Annotated in this window: 29 protein-coding genes and 1 pseudogene; 28 read left to right on the forward strand and 2 right to left on the reverse strand. The window is 62.2% G+C overall.

The genetic code is table 11. From position 1 onward, the window contains the following. Window positions 1-99 precede the first annotated feature (99 nt). From rpsJ to rplQ, 28 genes and pseudogenes are all read left to right on the forward strand, one after another. Window positions 100-411, forward strand: coding sequence for a 30S ribosomal protein S10 (gene rpsJ / locus V7D81_RS15250; protein WP_324317756.1), 312 nt, complete (start codon window positions 100-102; stop codon window positions 409-411). A 362-nt stretch (window positions 412-773) separates the two neighbouring features. After that, window positions 774-1487, forward strand: coding sequence for a 50S ribosomal protein L3 (gene rplC, locus V7D81_RS15255; protein ID WP_324317842.1), 714 nt, complete (start codon window positions 774-776; stop codon window positions 1485-1487). A 6-nt stretch (window positions 1488-1493) separates the two neighbouring features. After that, on the forward strand, window positions 1494-2108 hold the full coding sequence (gene rplD, locus V7D81_RS15260) for a 50S ribosomal protein L4 (protein ID WP_324317758.1): 615 nt from the start codon (window positions 1494-1496) through the stop codon (window positions 2106-2108). Beyond that, window positions 2105-2401, forward strand: a complete 297-nt coding sequence (gene rplW, locus V7D81_RS15265) for a 50S ribosomal protein L23 (RefSeq protein ID WP_324317759.1) — start codon at window positions 2105-2107, stop codon at window positions 2399-2401. Before rplD ends, rplW begins: the two co-directional genes overlap by 4 nt. Before the next feature lie 24 nt (window positions 2402-2425). Further along, complete coding sequence (gene rplB, locus V7D81_RS15270; RefSeq protein ID WP_324317761.1) at window positions 2426-3250, forward strand: 50S ribosomal protein L2; 825 nt, start codon at window positions 2426-2428, stop codon at window positions 3248-3250. 14 nt (window positions 3251-3264) lie between these two features. Further along, the gene (gene rpsS / locus V7D81_RS15275) at window positions 3265-3534 is read left to right on the forward strand and encodes a 30S ribosomal protein S19 (protein ID WP_324317763.1); all 270 of its coding nucleotides are present in this window, start codon (window positions 3265-3267) and stop codon (window positions 3532-3534) included. Window positions 3535-3536: 2 nt separating this feature from the next. Beyond that, window positions 3537-3878 carry a 50S ribosomal protein L22 gene (rplV, locus tag V7D81_RS15280; protein ID WP_324317765.1) on the forward strand — a complete coding sequence of 114 codons (342 nt, stop codon included), beginning with the start codon at window positions 3537-3539 and terminating at the stop codon, window positions 3876-3878. Window positions 3879-3895: 17 nt separating this feature from the next. Beyond that, complete coding sequence (gene rpsC / locus V7D81_RS15285; RefSeq protein WP_349257668.1) at window positions 3896-4597, forward strand: 30S ribosomal protein S3; 702 nt, start codon at window positions 3896-3898, stop codon at window positions 4595-4597. A 27-nt stretch (window positions 4598-4624) separates the two neighbouring features. Beyond that, window positions 4625-5038: a 50S ribosomal protein L16 gene (gene rplP / locus V7D81_RS15290; RefSeq protein WP_324317766.1), complete on the forward strand. Its 414-nt coding sequence runs from the start codon at window positions 4625-4627 to the stop codon at window positions 5036-5038. A 12-nt stretch (window positions 5039-5050) separates the two neighbouring features. Then, on the forward strand, window positions 5051-5254 hold the full coding sequence (gene rpmC / locus V7D81_RS15295) for a 50S ribosomal protein L29 (RefSeq protein WP_324317768.1): 204 nt from the start codon (window positions 5051-5053) through the stop codon (window positions 5252-5254). 2 nt (window positions 5255-5256) lie between these two features. After that, window positions 5257-5568 (forward strand): 30S ribosomal protein S17, encoded by a 312-nt coding sequence (gene rpsQ / locus V7D81_RS15300; protein ID WP_324317770.1) that lies wholly within the window; start codon window positions 5257-5259, stop codon window positions 5566-5568. Next, complete coding sequence (gene rplN, locus V7D81_RS15305) at window positions 5565-5933, forward strand: 50S ribosomal protein L14 (RefSeq protein ID WP_324317773.1); 369 nt, start codon at window positions 5565-5567, stop codon at window positions 5931-5933. Before rpsQ ends, rplN begins: the two co-directional genes overlap by 4 nt. A 24-nt stretch (window positions 5934-5957) precedes the next feature. After that, window positions 5958-6272, forward strand: coding sequence for a 50S ribosomal protein L24 (rplX, locus tag V7D81_RS15310; RefSeq protein WP_324317775.1), 315 nt, complete (start codon window positions 5958-5960; stop codon window positions 6270-6272). A 37-nt stretch (window positions 6273-6309) separates the two neighbouring features. After that, window positions 6310-6849 carry a 50S ribosomal protein L5 gene (rplE, locus tag V7D81_RS15315; protein WP_324317777.1) on the forward strand — a complete coding sequence of 180 codons (540 nt, stop codon included), beginning with the start codon at window positions 6310-6312 and terminating at the stop codon, window positions 6847-6849. A gap of 24 nt (window positions 6850-6873) precedes the next feature. Further along, entirely contained in the window at window positions 6874-7179 is a 306-nt protein-coding gene (gene rpsN / locus V7D81_RS15320; RefSeq protein ID WP_324317779.1) for a 30S ribosomal protein S14, read from the forward strand. Between the two features lie 24 nt (window positions 7180-7203). Further along, entirely contained in the window at window positions 7204-7599 is a 396-nt protein-coding gene (rpsH, locus tag V7D81_RS15325) for a 30S ribosomal protein S8 (protein ID WP_324317781.1), read from the forward strand. Window positions 7600-7608: 9 nt separating this feature from the next. Further along, the gene (rplF, locus tag V7D81_RS15330) at window positions 7609-8145 is read left to right on the forward strand and encodes a 50S ribosomal protein L6 (RefSeq protein WP_324317783.1); all 537 of its coding nucleotides are present in this window, start codon (window positions 7609-7611) and stop codon (window positions 8143-8145) included. A gap of 41 nt (window positions 8146-8186) precedes the next feature. Continuing rightward, window positions 8187-8537, forward strand: coding sequence for a 50S ribosomal protein L18 (gene rplR / locus V7D81_RS15335; protein ID WP_324317785.1), 351 nt, complete (start codon window positions 8187-8189; stop codon window positions 8535-8537). 21 nt (window positions 8538-8558) lie between these two features. Next, entirely contained in the window at window positions 8559-9068 is a 510-nt protein-coding gene (gene rpsE, locus V7D81_RS15340) for a 30S ribosomal protein S5 (RefSeq protein WP_324317787.1), read from the forward strand. Window positions 9069-9098: 30 nt separating this feature from the next. Further along, window positions 9099-9296, forward strand: a complete 198-nt coding sequence (rpmD, locus tag V7D81_RS15345; protein WP_324317789.1) for a 50S ribosomal protein L30 — start codon at window positions 9099-9101, stop codon at window positions 9294-9296. Between the two features lie 35 nt (window positions 9297-9331). Beyond that, complete coding sequence (rplO, locus tag V7D81_RS15350) at window positions 9332-9766, forward strand: 50S ribosomal protein L15 (RefSeq protein WP_324317791.1); 435 nt, start codon at window positions 9332-9334, stop codon at window positions 9764-9766. Window positions 9767-9855: 89 nt separating this feature from the next. Beyond that, window positions 9856-11151, forward strand: coding sequence for a preprotein translocase subunit SecY (gene secY, locus V7D81_RS15355; RefSeq protein ID WP_324317844.1), 1296 nt, complete (start codon window positions 9856-9858; stop codon window positions 11149-11151). A 45-nt stretch (window positions 11152-11196) separates the two neighbouring features. Continuing rightward, on the forward strand, window positions 11197-11310 hold the full coding sequence (gene rpmJ, locus V7D81_RS15360) for a 50S ribosomal protein L36 (protein WP_116808875.1): 114 nt from the start codon (window positions 11197-11199) through the stop codon (window positions 11308-11310). A 77-nt stretch (window positions 11311-11387) separates the two neighbouring features. Then, window positions 11388-11768 carry a 30S ribosomal protein S13 gene (rpsM, locus tag V7D81_RS15365; RefSeq protein ID WP_324317796.1) on the forward strand — a complete coding sequence of 127 codons (381 nt, stop codon included), beginning with the start codon at window positions 11388-11390 and terminating at the stop codon, window positions 11766-11768. A 76-nt stretch (window positions 11769-11844) separates the two neighbouring features. Next, window positions 11845-12255: a 30S ribosomal protein S11 gene (gene rpsK / locus V7D81_RS15370; protein ID WP_324317798.1), complete on the forward strand. Its 411-nt coding sequence runs from the start codon at window positions 11845-11847 to the stop codon at window positions 12253-12255. Window positions 12256-12287: 32 nt separating this feature from the next. Beyond that, entirely contained in the window at window positions 12288-12911 is a 624-nt protein-coding gene (rpsD, locus tag V7D81_RS15375; RefSeq protein ID WP_324317800.1) for a 30S ribosomal protein S4, read from the forward strand. A 101-nt stretch (window positions 12912-13012) separates the two neighbouring features. Next, a complete protein-coding gene (locus V7D81_RS15380; RefSeq protein WP_324317802.1) occupies window positions 13013-14017 on the forward strand; it encodes a DNA-directed RNA polymerase subunit alpha in 1005 nt (334 codons plus the stop codon). 82 nt (window positions 14018-14099) lie between these two features. Next, window positions 14100-14480, forward strand: a pseudogene (gene rplQ, locus V7D81_RS15385) (50S ribosomal protein L17); the annotation flags it as partial. A 318-nt stretch (window positions 14481-14798) separates the two neighbouring features. Here the strand turns inward: rplQ and V7D81_RS15390 are convergent. Both V7D81_RS15390 and V7D81_RS15395 read right to left on the reverse strand, forming a co-directional pair. Beyond that, entirely contained in the window at window positions 14799-15782 is a 984-nt protein-coding gene (locus tag V7D81_RS15390; protein ID WP_324317804.1) for an FAD:protein FMN transferase, read from the reverse strand. A gap of 92 nt (window positions 15783-15874) precedes the next feature. Next, entirely contained in the window at window positions 15875-18364 is a 2490-nt protein-coding gene (locus tag V7D81_RS15395) for a TonB-dependent receptor (protein ID WP_324317806.1), read from the reverse strand. Window positions 18365-18666 lie beyond the last annotated feature (302 nt).

Genomic DNA, 18666 nt, shown 5'->3' on the forward strand with positions numbered 1-18666 from the left:
CGGCGCCGGCGTCGTGGCGAAGATCCTGAAGTAATCAATTCGTGATGAGGCGATGAGTGAATCTCATCGCCCGCACAACTAGGTAGCGAAGAGACAGACATGGCGAACCAGAACATCCGCATCAACCTGAAGGCCTTCGACCACAGGCTGATCGACAATTCCGCGCGCGAAATCGTGGAAACGGCCAAGCGCACGGGTGCCACGGTTCGTGGTCCGGTGCCGCTGCCGACCAAGATGGAGCGCTTCACGGTCCTGGCTGCTCCGCACGGCGACAAGGACGCCCGGGATCAGTACGAACTGCGCACCCACAAGCGCCTCATGGACATCCTGAATCCCACGGACAAGACCGTGGATGCGCTGATGAAGCTCGAACTGCCCGCCGGCGTGGACGTGCAGATCAAGCTGAATTGAGCGTAATGCCCGCTGCAGGCGGGCATCCAGGAATCCAGCTTCGTAGATATCGGAAATATGTTGTGTCCCCGCCGTCGCGGGGACACGTCGAGCTTGCAAAGCCGCTCGACGTGACTATAATTCGCGCCTCTTTTGCGCCGAGGCCTGGCCCTGACGGGGTACCGCTCGAGCGGCATGACCGGAACTCCGGTCGGCCTCTCCGTGGAAACCTTATCTAAATCAAGTGCCTGGATCCCTATGGGATGGCGCTGACCGGTTTGTTTGGCGTTGGCAACGTTCAACGCCGCGGTCAGAGAGACGTTTTTGAGTTTGCCGCCCCGGCCAATCGCAGCCGGAGCGCACAGGAACAAGAGGACATTACGATGAGCGCTACCAGAACCGTAGGTCTGGTCGGTCGTAAGGCCGGTATGACTCGCGTTTTCAATGACGCGGGTGAAGCCGTACCGGTGACCGTGATCGAGGCTCTGCCGAACCGCGTGACGCAGGTTCGCACGCCCGAAGTCGATGGCTATCGCGCCGTCCAGGTCGCTTTCGGCAACCGCAAGGCGTCCCATCTGAGCAAGGCTCAGGCGGGTCACTACGCCAAGGTCAAAGTTGCTCCGGGCAGCTCCCTCGTCGAATTCCGCCTCTCCGAAGGTCAGGGTGCTGACCTCGTTGCGGGTTCGGAAGTGAAAGTCGATCTCTTCCAGGTCGGCCAGATCGTCGACGTCACGGGCACCACGATCGGCAAGGGCTTTGCCGGCACGATGAAGCGTCACAACTTCGGCGGTCTGCCTGCGACCCACGGCGTGTCCGTGTCGCACCGTTCGCCGGGCTCCATCGGCCAGCGTCAGACCCCGGGCCGCGTGTTCAAGGGCAAGCGCATGTCCGGCCATATGGGCGTGCAGCGTCGCACCATCGAGAACCTCCAGGTCGTTCGCGTCGATGCGGAGCGCAACCTGCTCCTGATCCGCGGTGCCGTTCCGGGCGCTCCGGGCGGTGAGGTCATCGTCCGTCCGTCCGTGAAGGCTGCGTCGCAGGCCAATCGCAAGCGTAAGCCTGTCAATCCGAAGGCAGCCGCTCCGGCCAAGAAGTAATCCGCCATGAAACTCAAGCTCGTCAGCAAGGGTGCGCAGTCGGAAGTCCAGGTGTCGGACGAGACGTTTGCGCGTGAATACAACGAGTCGCTCGTTCATCAGGTCGTCGTGGCCTACATGAACGCCGGCCGTGCCGGCACGAAGCGCCAGAAGTCGCGCGCCGAAGTCAGCGGCGGCGGCAAGAAGCCGTGGGGCCAGAAGGGCACGGGCCAGGCCCGCGCCGGCTCGATCCGCAGCCCGATCTGGGTCGGCGGCGGCAAGGCATTCGCTGCCCGTCCACGCGACTACTCGCAGAAGGTCAATCGCAAGATGTACCGCGCTGCGCTGCAGGTCATGCTGTCGGAGCTCGCCCGCCAGGAACGCCTGTCGGTCGTGAACGGCCTCGAACTCGAAGCGCCGAAGACCAAGTTGCTCGTGTCGCAGTTGAAGGATCTCGGCGTGGGCGATGACGTGCTGGTACTGGTCGAAGCGCATGACGAGAAGCTGGATCTCGCGTCGCGCAACCTGCCGTACGTCAACGTGCTGCCGGTGAGCGCGGTCGATCCGGTCAGCCTGGCGCGCCACAAGAACGTCGTTGCTACCGTCGGTGCGGTACGTCTGCTCGAAGAGAGGCTCGCATGAGTCAGGAAAGATTGATGTCCGTGCTGCTCGGGCCGCACGTGTCTGAAAAGAGCGCCCGCGTTGCCGAGGCGAATCAGTTCGTTTTCCGTGTGCGCCGCGATGCGAGCGCGCCGGAAGTGAAGGCCGCTGTCGAGCTGATGTTCGAAGTGAAGGTAGCGAACGTCAACGTCGTGAACGTTGCGGGCAAGAAGAAGCGCTTCGGTCAGCGTCTCGGCCAGCGTCAGGACTTCAAGAAGGCTTACGTCCGGCTCGCTCCGGGACAGAGCATCGATCTCTCCGGCGCCGACGCCTGAGCTGAGTAGTAAGGATCAGTCATCATGGCCTTGATCAAAGCAAAACCAACGTCGCCGGGCCGGCGTTTCCAGGTTTCGATTTCGCGCTCGCACCTGCACAAGGGCGGCCCGGAAGAGTCGCTGGTCGTCAGCAAGAATCGCACGGGTGCGCGTAACCACTTCGGTCGCCAGACCGTCCGTCACCAGGGCGGCGGCCACAAGCAGAAGTACCGTCTGGTCGACTTCCTGCGCAACAAGGACGGCGTGCCGGGCAAGGTCGAACGGATCGAATACGATCCGAACCGCACCGCGCATCTTGCGCTGGTTCTGTATGCCGATGGCGAACGTCGCTACATCGTGGCGCCGAAGGGCGTCGTTGCCGGCGACACGATCCTTTCGGGTCCCGAAGCGCCGATCAAGCCGGGCAACACGCTGCAGCTTCGCAACATTCCGATCGGCACGACGATTCACTGCGTCGAGCTGAAGCCCGGCAAGGGTGCGCAGATTGCGCGTAGCGCCGGCGGCTCTGCGCAACTCGCTGCCCGCGAAGGGTCGTATGCGACCCTGCGCCTGCGTTCGACGGAAATGCGCAAAGTGCACATCGACTGCCGTGCCACCATCGGTGAAGTCGCGAACGACGAGCACAACCTGCGCAGCTACGGCAAGGCCGGTGCGATCCGCTGGCGCGGTATCCGCCCGACGGTGCGTGGCGTGGTCATGAACCCGGTCGATCACCCGCACGGTGGTGGTGAAGGTAAGTCCGGCCAGGGTAATCCGCACCCGGTGAGCCCGTGGGGCTGGAATACCAAGGGCAAGAAGACGCGCCGTAATAAGCGCACGGCCAGCATGATTCTGCGCCGCCGCAACTAATTGAGGATCTGACAGTGCCTCGTTCAGTCAAGAAGGGTCCGTTCGTCGACCTGCACCTCGCCAAGAAGGTGCGTGTTGCCGCCGAGAAGAACGATCGTCGTCCGATCAAGACCTGGTCGCGCCGCTCGATGATTCTGCCGGACATGGTGGGTTTGACGATTGCCGTCCACAACGGTCGGCAGCACATCCCGGTGCTCGTTTCGGAAAACATGGTCGGCCACAAGCTGGGCGAATTTGCGCCGACGCGCACGTTCAAGTCCCACTCCGGCGACAAGAAGGGCTGATTATGCAAGTCGCAGCCAAACTGAAGTACGCGCGCATTTCGCCGCAGAAGTGCCGTCTGATTGCGGACATGGTCCGCGGTGAGCCGGTGGGCAAGGCGCTCAACACGCTGCGCTTCACGCCGAAGAAGGGCGCGGAGCTGGTGCTCAAGGTTCTCGAGTCCGCCATCGCGAACGCCGAGAACAACCTGAGCGCGGATGTGGACGAACTGAAGGTGCAGACGATCACCATCGACGCCGCACCGGTGCTGAAGCGGTTCGCTGCCCGCGCCAAGGGCCGCGGCACGCGGATCTGGAAGCGCAACAGTCACATCATCGTGACCGTTGGCGACGGCAAAGCGGAATAACGGCAGGCGAGCTCACTATGGGTCAGAAAGTCAATCCGATCGGTTTTCGCCTCGGCATCACGCGCGACTGGAGTTCGAAGTGGTATGCGAATACCAAGAACTTCCCCTCGCACGTGTACACCGACCATCTGGTGCGCGAGTTCCTGAAGAAGAAGCTGGTCGAAGCTTCTGTCAGCCGCGTTCAGATCGAGCGCGCGGCGCGCAAGGTCAACATCACGATCCACACGGCACGTCCGGGCATCGTGATCGGCAAGAAGGGCGAGGACATCGAGAAGCTGCGCGGCGAAGTCGCGAAGATCATGAAGATGCCGACGGTCGACGTCCGCATCAACATTGCCGAGATCCGCAAGCCGGAACTTGATGCGCAGCTCGTCGCCGACGGCATTGCGCAGCAGCTCGAGCGTCGCGTGATGTTCCGTCGCGCCATGAAGCGCGCCGTGACCAACACGATGCGTATCGGCGCCTTGGGCGTGAAGGTGCGCGCTTCGGGCCGTCTCAACGGGTCGGAAATTGCGCGTACCGAGTCGTATCGTGAAGGCCGCGTGCCGCTGCACACGCTGCGTGCGGAGATCGATTACGGCTTCGCCGAAGCGAGGACGACGTACGGCATCATCGGCGTGAAGGTATGGATCTTCAAGGGCGAAGTGTTCAGCCAGCACGAAGCGCCTGCGGAAGCCGGCGACGCCCAGGCAGCAGCACCGACGGAAGCGACGGCCTGAGAAGGTCCGTCAGCCGAGTAAACGATCATGATGCAACCAAAACGAACCAAGTACCGCAAGGCGTTCAAGGGCCGCAATGCCGGCCTCGCGCAGGGCGGCAACTACGTGGCCTTCGGTGATTTCGGCCTGAAGGCGACCAGCCGTGCCCGCATGACTGCGCGCGAACTCGAAGCGGCGCGTCGTGCGATGACCCGTTACGTGAAGCGTGGCGGCCAGATCTGGGTGCGCGTGTTCCCCGACCTGCCGATCTCGAAGAAGCCTCTCGAAGTCCGAATGGGCAGCGGCAAGGGCAACGTCGAGTACTACGTTGCGAAAGTGAAACCCGGCAAGGTGCTGTTCGAGATGGAAGGCGTGACCGAAGCGATCGCCCGCGAAGCATTCCGCCTCGCTGCGTCGAAGCTGTCGGTCGATACCCAGTTCGTCACGCGCCAGGTGCGTTGATCAGGAATCGATATGAGCGCGAAAGAACTCCGTACCAAGTCGGCCACAGAACTGCAGAAAGAGCTGCTGGATCTGCGCCGCGAACAATTCAATCTGCGCATGGCCCGGGCAACCGGCCAGACCGCGAAGCCGGACCAGTTCAGCAAGGTTCGTCGCAACATCGCGCGCCTGAAGACGGTCCAGGCCGAGCAGCGTCGCGCTGCGAAGGGTAAGTGAGCATGAGCAAGCAAACGAAGCCGGCGGAAGCGCCTGCCGCCGAGAAGGTCGCAAAGACCATCACGGGCAAGGTCGTCAGCAACAAGATGCAGAAGACCATTGCGGTGGTCGTCGAACGTTTCGAGCCGCATCCCCGCTACGGCAAGTACATCCGCCGCAGCACCAAGTTGCTGGCTCACGACGAGAACAACGAAAGCCGCGAAGGCGATGTCGTTGCGATCCAGGAGTGCCGGCCGCTGTCGCGCCGCAAGAGTTTCCGCCTGGTGCGCGTCATCAGCCGTGCGAACCAGACCGCAGGAGAAGCAACGCCATGATCCAGATGCAAACGTTGCTCAATGCCGCCGACAACAGCGGCGCCCGCAGCCTGATGTGCATCAAGGTGCTGGGTGGTTCGAAGCGTCGCTATGCGACGGTCGGCGATGTCATCAAGGTCAGCGTCCGCGATGCGATTCCGCGCGGCAAGGTGAAGAAGGGCGAGGTCTACGACGCCGTCGTCGTGCGTACCAGGTTCGGCGTGCGCCGTCCCGATGGTTCGATGATCCGCTTCGACGGCAACGCCGCCGTGCTGCTGAACCCGAAGCTGGAGCCGATCGGCACCCGCATCTTCGGGCCGGTGACGCGCGAACTGCGCACGTCGCAGTTCATGAAGATCATTTCGCTCGCGCCCGAAGTGCTGTGAGCTGAGTAAGCCAAGGGTTTACGTATGAACAAGATTCGCAAGGGTGACGAAGTCGTCGTGACGGCAGGCCGTGACAAGGGCCGTCGTGGCACCGTCATCAAGGTTCTCGAAGGCAAGGTTGTCGTCGAGAGCGTGAACATGGTGAAGCGGCACACGAAGCCGAACCCGCAGCGCAACGTGCAGGGCGGCATCGTGGAGAAGGAATCCGCGATCGACATTTCGAACGTGGCGCTGTGGAACCCCGTGACGAAGAAGGGTGATCGCGTCGGCGTGCGTACGCTCGCAGACGGTCGCAAGGTCCGCTTCTTCAAGTCGAACAAGGAAGTAGTCGACGCCTGAGGCGTCGCCCGAGTCGTAACGAACAGTCGGATTTTTTATGGCCAGACTTCAGCAGTATTACCGCGAAAAAGTGGTGCCCGAGCTCCAGAAGAGCCTGGGTGTCGCGAACATCATGCAGGTACCGAAGATCACCAAGATCACGGTCAACATGGGTGTGGGCGAGGCGGTCGCCGACAAGAAGATCATGGACAATGCCGTGGCCGATCTGACCAAGATCACCGGGCAGAAGCCGCTGGTCACGAAGTCGCGCAAGTCCGTTGCGACCTTCAAGCTGCGCGATGGCCTCGCGATCGGCGCCAAGGTCACGCTGCGCGGCGCGCGCATGTATGAGTTCCTGGACCGCCTCGTGAACATCGCGATGCCGCGTATCCGCGACTTCCGCGGCGTGAGCGCGCGTTCCTTCGACGGCCAGGGCAACTACAACTTCGGCGTCAAGGAACAGATCATTTTCCCGGAGATCGCGTACGACCAGATCGACGCCATCCGTGGCATGGACATCACGATCACGACGACGGCGCCCGACGACAAGACCGGTCGCGCGCTGCTCGAAGCGTTCAATTTCCCGTTCCGCAAGTAACTTAGTAGGCGACAGGCGAATCTCATGGCCAAGACATCGATGGTCAATCGCGAAGAGAAGCGTGCGAAGCTCGTGAAGCGCTACGCCGCGAAGCGTGCGCGTCTGAAAGAAATCATTCGCAAACCGACGTCCTCGCCCGCCGAGCGCGAAGCCGCGGTTGCACAGCTGCAGGCGCTGCCGCGCGATTCGAGCAAGTCGCGTCTGCGTAACCGTTGTCAGATCACCGGCCGTCCTCGCGGTTACTACCGCAAGTTCGGTCTTGGCCGTACCAAGCTGCGTGAGGCGACTCTGCGCGGCGAAATTCCGGGCCTCGGGCTGGCCAGCTGGTAACAGCTGGTACCACTGGAGCACCACATGAGCATGACGGATCCCATTGCCGATTTCCTGACCCGCATTCGCAACGGCCAGTCCTCGGGTAAGCCCGAGATCGCCGCGCCGACGTCCAAGCTGAAGCTTGCGATCGCGAAAGTGCTGAAGGACGAAGGCTACATTGAAGACTTCTCTTCGAGCGTGCATGAAGGCAAGCCGACGCTTGCCGTGCAGCTGAAGTATTACCAGGGCCGCCCGGTGATCGACCGCCTCGAGCGTGTCAGCCGTCCCGGCCTGCGCGTCTACAAGGGCAAGGACGAGCTGCCGACGATTCTCGGCGGACTCGGCGTTGCCATCGTGTCGACTTCGCAGGGCGTGATGACGGACGCCCAAGCCCGCGCTGCCGGTCACGGCGGCGAAGTGCTCTGCATCGTTTCCTAAGGTGCGCACATGTCGCGAGTAGCAAAACAGCCGGTTGCCCTGCCGAAGGGCGTGACCGCCACCATCAGCCCCGATTCGATTGCCGTCAAAGGCGCGAAGGGCTCGTTGTCGCTGGCGATCAACAACAAGTACGTGAAGATCGTCCAGGATGCCGACGCGCTGAAGGTCGAAAAGGCCAACGACAGCCGCGAAGCCGACATGGTCGCCGGTTCGACTCGCGCTCACCTTGCCAACATCGTCGAAGGTGTGAGCAAGGGTTACGAGCGCAAGCTGGAACTGGTCGGCGTCGGTTACCGCGCCCAGGCGCAGGGCAAGAACCTGAACCTGACGCTGGGCTTCTCGCACCCCGTGGTTTACGAGTCGCCCGAAGGCATCACGATCGAAACCCCGAGCCAGACCGAGATCCTGATCAAGGGAACGGATGTGCAGAAGGTGGGTCAGGTGGCCGCCGACATTCGCGCGTTCCGCCCGCCGGAACCCTACAAGGGCAAGGGCGTGCGCTATAGCGGCGAGAAGATCGAGCTGAAGGAAGCGAAGAAGAAGTAATCGCTTCACTTCAGGTACACACGAGATACGAGTAACGAGTGATGAACAAGAATGCCCAGCGTTTGCGTCGTGCCGCCCGTGCACGCGCCAAGATCCGCGAGCTGAAGGCGCTGCGTCTGTCTGTGCATCGCACGTCGCAGCACATCTACGCGCAGATCCTCGACGTCGATTCGAAGGTGCTGGCGGTTGCTTCGACGGTCCAGAAGGACCTGCGCAGCGATCTGAAGGGCACCGGCAACGTCACGGCTGCCGCTGCAGTGGGCAAGGCGATCGCCGAGAAAGCGAAGGCCGCCGGCATCAAGCAGGTCGCGTTCGATCGTTCCGGTTACAAGTATCACGGTCGCATCAAGGCATTGGCCGATGCGGCGCGCGAAAACGGGCTTGAGTTCTAAGAGCTCTCCGAGGAATAGCTAATGGCCAGAGTTGAAAAAACAGCTGCAACCGACGAGTACATCGAGAAGCTCGTTGCAGTGAACCGCGTCGCCAAGGTCGTAAAGGGCGGCCGTCAGTTCGGCTTCACGGCCCTGACGGTGGTCGGCGACGGTCGCGGCAAGGTCGGCTTCGGATACGGCAAGGCGCGCGAAGTGCCGGTCGCCATCCAGAAGGCCATGCAGGCAGCCCGCAAGAACCTCGCCAACGTTGCGCTGAAGAATGCGACGCTGCACTACGCGCTGAAGGGTGCTCACGGCACGACCCGCGTGTACATGCAGCCCGCCGCTGACGGTACCGGCCTCATCGCCGGTGGCGGCATGCGCGCCGTGTTCGAGTGCGCCGGCGTTCGCAACGTGCTGGCAAAGAGCTACGGCTCGCGCAACCCGATCAACGTCGTGCGCGCTACGTTCAAGGCACTGACCAGCATTCAGTCGCCGGAAGACATTGCAGCGAAGCGCGGCAAGCGCGTCGAAGACATCCTGGGCGCCTGAGCCCCGAAGTGACCCGACTGGATTGAAGTCATGGCCAACGCGAAACCGAAGTCGATCAAAGTGACGCTGATCAAGAGCGTGTTCGGACAGCTCAAGTCGCACCGCGCCACCGTGCGTGGTCTCGGCCTGCGCAAGATCCGCGACACCGCGATCGTCGCTGACACGCCTGAGACCCGCGGCATGATCCGCGCCTCGGGCCACATGCTGAAAGTGGAAGAAGCGGTCTGAGCCTGGGCTCGATCGCCTGACTGGGATTGAATCTCATGAAACTGAACACCATCTCTCCCGCTCCCGGCAGCAAGAAGACGCGGCTGCGCGTCGGCCGCGGTGCGTCCGCCGGCCAGGGCAAGACCTGCGGTCGTGGCGTCAAGGGTCAGCGCGCTCGCAAGGGCGGCTACCACAAGGTCGGCTTCGAAGGCGGTCAGATGCCCCTGCAGCGCCGTCTGCCGAAGACGGGTTTCCGTTCGAAGATCAAGCCGACCGTCGCTGAAGTGCGTCTGTCGGAACTGGCGAAGCTCGAAGGCACGGTGGTGGACCTCGATGCGCTGAAGGCAGCGAATCTCGTTCATGCACAGGCGCTTCGTGCCCGCATCGTCGCCTCGGGCGAGTTTGCCAAGGCTGTGACCGTCAAGGGCATTCACCTGACCAAGGGCGCGAAGGCTGCGATCGAAGCGGCTGGCGGCAAGGTCGAAGCCTGATCGTTGGTCGATTAGTTACTAACTGAATCACCAGAGAACCAGTGGCCACCAAATCCGCCACCGCATCACCGCTCTCCGCCTTTGGCGAGATGACCCGCTTCGCAGAGTTGCGCCAGCGGTTGTTCTTCTTGCTGGGCGCGCTGATCGTGTACCGCATCGGAACGTTCATTCCGGTGCCGGGCGTCGATCCCGTCGCCCTGGCGCGATTCTTCGAATCGCAGCAGGGCACGATCCTGAGCATGGTGAACATGTTCTCCGGCGGCGCGATCGAGCGTTTGTCGATCTTCGCGCTGGGGGTCATGCCGTACATTTCGGCGTCGATCATCATCCAGATGATGGCTGTCGTTGTGCCGTCGCTGGCTGCGATCAAGAAGGAAGGCGAGTCCGGTCGTCGCAAGCTGACCCAGTACACCCGCTATGGCACCGTGCTGCTGGCGGCGGTGCAGGGTTCGTCTGCGGCGATCGCGCTGCAGAATCAGGGTGTTGTCATTTCTGCAGGCCCGCAGTTCGTGTTCGTGGCCACGATTACCCTGATCGCAGGCACGATGTTCCTCATGTGGCTCGGCGAGCAGATCACCGAGCGTGGCCTGGGCAACGGCATTTCGATGATCATCCTGGCCGGCATCGTCGCGGGATTGCCTGCTGCCGTGGCCGGCACGCTCGAACTGGTGCGCACCGGCGAGTTGAATCCGGCGTTCGCGCTGATCCTGTTCGGCATGGTGATCGCGGTGACGGCGTTCGTCGTGTTCGTGGAGCGCGGCCAGCGTCGCATCCAGGTGAACTATGCGAAGCGCCAGCAGGGACGGAAGCTGTACGCGGGACAGAGCACGCACCTGCCGTTCAAGCTGAACATGTCGGGCGTGATCCCGCCGATTTTCGCGTCGAGCCTGCTGCTGTTTCCCGCGACCATCGCCAGCTGGTCCGGCACGTCGCAGGGATGGACCTGGCTGCAGAATGTTTCGGCGGCCCTGGGCCCTGGCCAGCCGGCGCACATGCTGCTGTACGGTACCCTGATCATTTTCTTCTGCTTCTTCTACACCGCGCTGGTGTTCAACTCGCGCGAGACGGCGGAGAACCTGAAGAAGTCGGGCGCCTTCATTCCGGGGATTCGCCCGGGCCAGCAGACCGGCGAGTACATCGACAAGGTGCTGACGCGGCTGACCGTCTGGGGCGCGCTGTACGTGACGATCGTCTGCTTGCTGCCCGAGTTTCTGATTTCGAAGTTCAGCGTGCCGTTCTACTTCGGTGGTACGTCGCTGCTGATCATGGTGGTGGTGATCATGGATTTTCAGGCCCAGGTGGCGGCCCATCTCATGTCGCACCAGTACGAGGGCCTGATGAAGAAGGCCAACCTGCGTGGCTACGGCCGCCCAGGTCAGACCTGACCGGTCCAGGCCCGATTCCCGTTCGCGGGATCTTGGAGAGTTGTCATGAAGGTTCGCGCTTCCGTCAAAAAGATCTGCAAGAACTGCAAGGTCGTCCGCCGCCGCCGGGTGGTGTACGTGATCTGCTCCGACGCCCGCCACAAGCAGCGTCAGGGCTGATACCTCTTAAAGCATTGAGTTGCAGGGTTTTTTAGTTTAAAGTTCCGCGCTTTTCTTCGCGGAAGAGAGAGTAGGCAATGGCCCGTATCGCCGGTATCAACATACCGATGAACAAGCACGTGTGGGTTGGATTGACTCACATCTATGGCGTCGGCAAGACGCAGGCCCTCAAGGCTTGCGATGCCGCCGGAGTGAAGCGGAACACGCTCGTCAAGGATCTGACGGACGCGGAAGTTGCAGCCCTGCGCTCCCAGGTCGGCAAGCTGACGGTCGAAGGCGACCTGCGCCGCGAAGTCTCCATGAACATCAAGCGATTGATGGACCTCGGCTGCTATCGCGGCATCCGTCATCGCCGCGGTCTGCCGCTGCGCGGTCAGCGCACGCGCACCAACGCCCGTACCCGCAAGGGTCCGCGCAAGGCCGCCGTGAAGATGAACGCGCCTCCGGGCAAGGCGTAACCGGGGCAACTGGCTGCTGGCGACTGGCCGCTGGCCAGAAGGGTTGAGAGCAGCAATTCAGGTTCGATGAGGCAACATGGCTGAGCAGAAGCAACAGGCGGCCGCTGGCGCGAGCAAGGGCCGCAAGAAGGTCAAGAAGCACGTGACCGACGGCATTGCGCACGTGCACGCGTCCTTCAACAACACGATCATCACGATCACCGACCGGCAGGGCAATGCGCTGTCGTGGGCGACGTCGGGTGGCTGCGGATTCCGCGGTTCGCGCAAGAGCACGCCGTATGCCGCGCAGGTTGCCGCCGAGAAGGCTGGCACGGCCGCTCAGGAACATGGTCTCAAGACGGTCGAAGTGCGCGTGACGGGTCCCGGCCCGGGGCGCGAATCCGCCGTCCGCGCGCTGAATGCCTGCGGCCTCAAGGTCACCAATATTTCTGACGTGACGCCGATCCCGCACAACGGGTGCCGTCCGCCGAAGAAGCGTCGCGTCTGATTGCCCGCGAATAGCCGCGGCGAGGAATTTTCATGGCACGTTATCTGGGTCCGAAGTGCAAGTTGTCGCGCCGCGAAGGCACGGACTTGTTCCTGAAGAGCGGCGTCAAGTCGCTCGAGTCGAAGTGCAAGCTCGAAGTGCCGCCGGGCGGCATCAAGGGCGAGCGCAAGTCGCGCCTGTCCGACTACGGCGTGCAGCTGCGCGAGAAGCAGAAGCTGCGTCGCATGTACGGCGTCCTTGAAAGACAGTTCCGCAACTACTACATCAAGGCTTCCGGTCGTCCGGGCGCCACGGGTTCGACGCTCCTGCAGATGCTCGAAGCGCGTCTGGACAACGTCGTCTACCGCATGGGCTTTGCCGCGACCCGTTCCGAAGCGCGTCAGCTGGTCAGCCACAAGGCCGTCAACGTGAACGGCGAAGTGGTCAGTATCGCGTCGTACCAGTGCAAGGCGGGCGATGTGGTTTCGATCCGCGAGAAGGCACAGAAGCAGCTGCGCATCCAGTCGGCGCTGCAGATCAAGTCGCAGGTCGGCTTCCCCGAATGGGTCGAAGTCGACGAGAAGAAGTTCACCGGCACGTTCAAGCAGCTTCCTGACCGGGAAGACATCCTGCCGGAGATCAACGAGAACCTCGTGGTCGAACTGTATTCGAAGTGATGTTGGATTCTTCCGGGGACGAATGTCCCCGGATCGTTTTTTTGGTTGCGCTCACGTCCGAGCGCTAATGCCGTTTCGGCACACAAGCAGGTAAATTTTCCATGCAGGCATCCGTTGGCGAATTCCTGAAGCCTCGTGTCGTCAAAGTCACTCCGACCACCGCCCGCCAGGCGAAGGTCGTGATCGAGCCGTTCGAGCGTGGTTTCGGTCATACGCTGGGCAACGCGCTGCGTCGCGTGCTGCTGTCGTCCATGCCGGGCTGCGCCATCACCGAAGTCGAGATCGATGGCGTGCTGCACGAGTACACCAGCATCGAAGGCGTGCAGGAAGACGTGGTCGACATCCTGCTGAACCTGAAGCAGGTGGCCATCCGTCTGAACGCGCGCGATTCCACCGAGCTGCGTCTGCACAAGAAGGGCCCGGGTCCCGTGACCGCCGGTGACATTCAGCTCGACCACGACGTGGAAGTGCTGAACAGCGACTTGGTGATCGCCAACCTGACCAAGGCGGGCGAACTGAACATGATGCTGAAGGTCGAGCGCGGTCGCGGCTATCGTCCGGCGATCCAGCGTGCAACGTTCGAGGAGTCGTCCGGCCCGATCGGCCGTCTGCAGCTCGATGCGTCTTTCAGCCCGATCCGTCGCGTCACGTACAACGTGGAAAGCGCGCGCGTCGAGCAGCGCACCAACCTGGACAAGCTGATTCTCGACATCGAAACCAATGGCACGATCGACGCGGAAGAAGCCATCCGTCGCGCCGGCTCGATCCTGAAGGATCAGCTGTCGGTGTTCGTCGATCTGCAGGGCCAGGACGAGGGCGCGTCGAAGACGGCCGAACAGCAGTTCGATCCGATCCTGCTGCGTCCGGTGGACGAACTCGAACTCACGGTTCGCAGCGCGAACTGCCTCAAGGCGGAGAACATCCACTACATCGGCGATCTCGTGCAGCGCACCGAAGTCGAGCTGCTGCGCACGCCGAACCTGGGCAAGAAGTCGCTCACCGAGATCAAGGAAGTCCTGGAAAGCCACGGTCTGTCGCTCGGCATGCGGCTCGACAACTGGCCGCCGATCAGCCTCAAGCGCGACGACGAGCGGGATGTGATTTGAAGAAGCTGCCGGCGACGTAAGTCAGTCGCTGGCCTGAGTGCGGCGTAGCCGCAGATCAAACGTTCACGAGCACTGAAGAACAATGCGTCACCAACTTTCCGGCCGGCAGCTCAGCCGCAACGCTTCGCACCGCGCCGCCATGCTTCGCAACATGGCAGCGTCGCTGCTGCGTCATGAAACCATTCGCACGACCCTGCCGAAGGCCAAGGAACTGCGCCGCGTCGTCGAGCCGCTGATCACTCTCGGCAAGGACGACAGCGATGCAAATCGCCGCCGTGCTTTCGCGCAGTTGCGCGACGCCGAAGTCGTCGTGAAGCTGTTCGAGAACCTCGGTCCGCGTTTCAAGACGCGCCCGGGCGGCTATACCCGCATCCTGCGCATGGACGTTCGTGCCGGTGATGCAGCCCCGATGGCGTTGATGCAGCTGCTCGATCAGCCGGAAGCGGTGGCGGAAGAAGCTGCGGCCCCGGCCGGTGAGGAATCGGGCGAGACCGCCAAGAAGGCTGCGCCGAAGAAGGCCGCTGCCAAGAAGACTTCGCTGAAGAAGAAGTCGACGGCATCGGCGGAAGAGAAGGCCGAGAAGAAGGCCAAGGCCGCCAAGAAGGCGGAAGTGAAGGCCAAGAAGGCCGAGACCACCAAGGCTCACAAGAAGGCTGCGGCGCCGAAGAAGAAGGCAGCAGCCAAGAAGAAGTCCGCAAAGTAATCGGGCTTCGATGATCCAATAAAAAGGCCGGGCACATGCCCGGCCTTTTTGTTTCTGGAACCCGCTGTCCGCGTACTGCTAGTGAGGCGTCGCGGGTGCCTCGAGTCCCTTGGTATAGAGCACCTGCCCGTCGGGCTTGACGACGATGGCATCGATGCCTTCGAGCCGGTTGTAGATCTCGATGGCTTTCTCCGCCCCCAGCACGAACGCTGTCTTGGAAAGCCCATCGGTGCGGGTCGCCGTCGGGCCGATGATCGTTGCGCTGCGCACCTTGCTTGCGGACTTTCCCGTGTGCGGGTCGATGATGTGGTGGTAACGCACGCCGTTTTCGTCGAAGTAGCGTTCGTAATCTCCCGATGTTGAGATCGCCGCGTCCTCGAGCGGGATACGCGCGATGACTTCATTCCTGCGATCGGGATGACGGATACCCACCACCCACGGGTTGCCGAAACGGTCGCCGATGATGCGGCTGTCGCCGCCCGCAGTGACCAGCGCGTGCGAGACGCCGCGCTCCTGCAGGATGTGAATGCCGCGATCCACGGCGTGACCCTTGCCGATGCCGCCAAGATCGATGCGCATGCCGTCACGCATGAAACGGACGGTGCGGGCCCTGGCGTCGAGAACCACGTGACGATAGTCGACTCCGGGCAATGCCCTGGCAATCGCGCCGTCATCGGGTTTCACATGATTGCGGAAGTCGTACAGGTAGCCGACGCTGGCGTACGTGATGTCGAAGGCGCCCTCGGTGAGACGCGAGTACTCAAGCGCCTGCGTCAGCAGATCGAACAGTTCGTCGCTGATCTTGACCGGGCCTTTCGCCGCTTCAGCATTGACCTTCGAGACTTCGCTCGTGGGCTTGTAGGTGCTCATGTCCTGATCGACACGGCGCATTTCGGCGATCACGGCATCGATGTCCGCATTCCCCTTGTCGCGGTCGGCGGTCCACAGTTCGACGACGATCCGCGTACCCATGATTCCGTCTTCGATGCGTTCCAGCCATTCGGCGTGAGCCGGAGACGCGAGGAAGCCCAGAAGCAGAGCCAGCGCAGGCACGGATTTCATGGGCCGATGGTAGCGAAGTTGCGCATCAGGACGAAAGAAAAGGGGCGGCCCGTTGCCAGGCCGCCCCATAGCTCATACCGTAACCGTTCGAATCAGAATTTGAAGCGGGCGGTCAGTCCGTACGTGCGCGGTGCTCCCAGAAACGCGTCGTAGCTGCCGGTCTGCAGCGGCGCATCGAACACGACCTGGTAGTACTCCTCGTCGGTCAGGTTCTGGGCCCAGGCTTCGATCATCCAGCGTTCGTCCTCGGCGCCGAAGCCCGTTCGAGCGTTAACCACGGTGTACCCATCCTGCATCTTCTGGGGCGCAAGATTGGAGCCGGTGTTGTATTCCGACATGTACTTCGCGCCGATGTTGGTACGCCACACGAACGCCGAACCGATCGGCTGATCGAAGGTCGCCGACAGGCTTGCCGACCATTCCGGTGCGAACGACAGCCGGTCGTTCTCGCGGGCCTGGCTGAACAGTCCCGGATTCGCAAGAGCGGCCGGATCGTCGATCTCGGTCTTCGCATAGGTGACGCCGCCCTGGAAGCTCAACTGTTCCAGCGGCGTGTACCACACGACATCGAGATCCACGCCTTCGGAGGTGACCGTGTCCAGCGACGTCACGAGGAACTGCACGCCGTCGAAGGTGTTGAGCTGGAAGTCCGTGTAGTCCTGATAGAACACCGTGGCGTTCAACAGCAGCGTGTTGTTGAGCCACTGCGTCTTCAGGCCGACTTCGTAGGAATCCACCAGTTCCTTGTCGAAGGACGTATCGAGGCTCGCACCCACGCCGCCTGCCGCAGTCGGCGGCAGCGCGGCATCGCCGGTACGTACGCGATCCAGATTGAAGCCCCCCGCCTTGTAGCCGCGGGCAAACGAGGCATACGCCATCGCCTCATCGGTGAAGCGATAAGAGAGCTTGGCAGTACCGCTCCATTCGCTTTCGTCGATCGACTGCGAGTTGTCCAGATTGTTGTAGATCGGATCAGCGACGGCCGCGCAGCCAATGCCGACTGCAACGCGATTGATGGCATTGATCGTGTCAGCGGGAACGCCGGCGCCGATGAGCTGAGCGTTGAGGGTCGGCAGGCCAGCGCGCACCGTCGCGCAGCCCGTGCCTGCGTGAGTGTTTCGGTACTGCGTGTCCAGGTCCTTCGATTCATTGGTGTAGCGCAGTCCCAGGGTCAGTTCCAGCGCATCCGTGAAGCGGATGTTGTTGTTGGTGAACAGTGCCCAGGACGTCGAATCCTGCTCGTGGACATCGCGTTGACCGAGTCCCAGCGGATAGCCATTCGCCGGCAGTAGTCCGCTGAGCGGCGACGTGCCCGTGGTCGGACTGGTGGTCAGTGCGATCTGGTAGTTGCGGTACATCGAACCGAACTGCAGCTGCTGCTTCGAATCCAGCTGCTCGTCCGCGTAGAACGCACCCACCATCCAGTTGATGCGATCCGTCTCGCCGGCCAGCCGGAATTCCTGGCTGAGCTGCTTGAATTCGGCGGCATGATTGCCGTCCGATTCGCGGTACCAGATGTCCACCGCCGTGTAGTCCACGTCCTGGCCGTTGACGAAGTCCCAGTCGCGCCAGCCGGTGACGGAGCTGAGTGTGGCGCCGCCGAGGGCGCCCGTGTCCCAGTTGATCTCCATGGAAGCGCCCACGTCCTTCGTATCCTGATGCGTGTTGCGATTCATGAACGCCGTGCGATTGAAGGGGTCCGGCGGATTCTGTGTGCCGGCACCGCCCCCGAGCGCATTGACTGCGGCGACCGTCGCGCCATTGAACGTCGGGACGCCGGCGCAGCAGTTTTCCTCGCGCTGCGTGTAGTCGCCGGTAAAGCGGACTTCGAGATCCTCGGAGGGTTTGAACAGTAGCTGGCCGCGAGCCGTCTTCATGTCACGGTCGTAGTCCTCGTCTTCGGTGCGCGGACCAGCGCCCCTCACGACGTCGAGATAACCGTCGCGTTGGCGCGATGCGACGAACAGTCGTCCCGCCAGCACTTCGTTGAATCCGCCGGTGATCGAAGCGGCTCCTTCCATGATTCCGTAGTTGCCGCCCGTCAGTTCGACGTCCGAACCGAAGTCGAAGGAGGGCTTCCTGGTGACGACGTTGATCACGCCTGCCGACGTGTTCTTGCCGAAGAGCGTGCCTTGCGGGCCTTTGAGGACTTCGATGCGCTCGAGTTCGCCGAGATCGCCGAACGCCACGCCGTTGCGCGGACGGTAGATACCGTCGATCACGACGCCGACGGACGATTCCAGTCCAGGGTTGTCGCCCACGGTGCCGATGCCGCGGATTCGCGCCGTGGTGCTCGCTTCGCTGGAGGTCGACGTCACGGTCAGGCCGGGGGCCACGATGGTGAGGTCCTTGATGTCCTTCACGCCGCTGTCCTGCAGCAGTTGCCCGGAGACGGCCGTAACGACGATGGGAACGTCCTGCAGATTCTGTTCGCGCTTCTGTGCGGTGACGATGATGGTTTCGATACTGCGTCCTTCGCCGCTGCCGGTTTCTTCAGCAGAGACCGGCAGACTGGTCGCCGTGACGGCGGCCGCGAGAGCGACACCGATGGCCCGGCGCAGAGTGACACTTGCTTCTGACATGAATCCCCCTTGCATTGATCGAGGTCTACAAGTTCTGCGTGACGGACGCACCGGTGGAGTTAGGTTACATACCAGTGCGCTCGCAACGTGGCGAGAAGGTTACTGAGTCCTACTAGGAAGAGAAAGGGATTTAGCGAAAAAGCAACACAACTGACGCCGATATGGCCGCCTCGGTTCGGTACGCTTGATTTTGCAACGCAGAAAGCTCGGCGGGCACGGAGCTTCTTTCTTCTGCGATGCGATACAGTGCAGATCCCATGTCGCTGCTGCAGTCCGTCATCGCAAGCAGGTTCAAGAAGCCA

The organism is Povalibacter sp. (assembly GCF_036735925.1).
Classification (GTDB): Bacteria; Pseudomonadota; Gammaproteobacteria; order Steroidobacterales; family Steroidobacteraceae; genus Steroidobacter.